The sequence below is a fragment of the Rhizobium sp. BR 317 genome (genome assembly GCF_047445835.1).
GTDB lineage: Bacteria > Pseudomonadota > Alphaproteobacteria > Rhizobiales > Rhizobiaceae > Rhizobium > Rhizobium paranaense.
The window spans coordinates 1-1,324 of sequence record NZ_JARWLB010000136.1 but is presented as its reverse complement, the minus strand read 5'-3'; the positions used below and the strand labels follow the sequence as shown (position 1 = coordinate 1,324).

Genomic DNA, 1,324 nt, shown 5'->3' with positions numbered 1-1,324 from the left:
TTAGGCACTGTTGATAAATTATCGCACCGGTGGTGGGATGATTGGGCTGATTGTGTAGTTCCAATCGCCATGGAATTGATGACGGTTGATGTTGATCGCATCCATCTCGGCATCGCTGACCTTGATGCCGGCGGGGTAGATATTGGTGTCGATCTCGGACTTGACTGTGAGACCGGCTTTGGTCGTGGTTGCGGCAATCAGTTGGACAATGGTCTGGTAGCTGACAAGCGGTTTGCCACGCCAGTTCTTGGTGATGAATGAGAAGAGGCGATGCTCGATTTTGTTCCATTTGCTGGTGCCAGGCGGCAGATGGCAGACGGTGATGGCCAAGCCGAGCTCATCGGCCAAGGCTTGCAGTTCCCGCTTCCACAGCCGGACACGAGCGCCATTGGAGCCGCCGCAATCGGCGGTGATCAGGAGCCGTGTGGCGTTTGGATAGCGTGGGCATCCCATCGATTGCCACCAGCGGCGGATGGCGTTGACGGCGAAGCTGGCGGTGTCGTGGTCGATGCCGACACTGACCCAGCCAGCATTGTCGGCGATGTCATAGACGCCATAAGGTGCTGCCCGGCCAAGCTCGGGGATGAGGAAGTCGTGCACCCGAACCGCTTCAGGCTGGCCCTTTGGGCTATATTCCCGGCCGTCATTCTTAAAGTCGCCGACCAGTTCCTTCTTCTTGGTATCGACTGAGATCGCCGGCTCGTCCGCCGTCAATGCTTCTTTCACCCGCTCATTGATGTAGCCGAACTGCGCATCGCGATCGGGATGATTGGTTCCCTCGCGCGTCTTGCGGTTGGCCTGCAGGCTGTAGCCCATCTCGCGCAGCAGATCGGCCACCACGTTGTGACCTATGCGATGGCCAAGGGCGCCAAGCGCGCTTGCCAGAGTGCGCAGGCTCTTGGCCGTCCACAACAGCGGTGCCATTGGATCGCCACGCGTGGTCGGTTCGACCAGGTCCTTGAGGTCGGCCAAAAGCGTCGCATCCGTGGCCAGCAGCGATCGTCGGCCACCGCCTTGGCGACGAACCCGGCCCGAAGCTGCCTCCGGTGCGGCTTCGCCGCGCAATTCTGCCAGACCGCGGGCAATCGTGCTGCGCGCCAGACCGGTGATCCGCGACACCGCCGTCACACCGCCGCGGCCGGCCGCTAACGCTTCGGCCGCCGCAAAGCGACGTCGTCCACGTTCGTCCAGAACAGGTTCAAGCGCAGCATAGCGCAGTTGGATGGCGGCCTCGTCAATCACACCGCGATTCTATAGGCTTCAAACCAAAAGGGAATCCCGGCGCCGCAAAAAATCCAAAGCTGCGATTCCTTTATTTATCAAC

Annotated in this window: 1 protein-coding gene; it reads right to left on the bottom strand. The window is 60.3% G+C overall.

The features are described from left to right. Window positions 1-18 precede the first annotated feature (18 nt). Complete coding sequence (locus QD357_RS32320) at window positions 19-1,242, bottom strand: ISAzo13 family transposase (RefSeq protein ID WP_331371081.1); 1,224 nt, start codon at window positions 1,240-1,242, stop codon at window positions 19-21. Window positions 1,243-1,324: the final 82 nt, after the last annotated feature.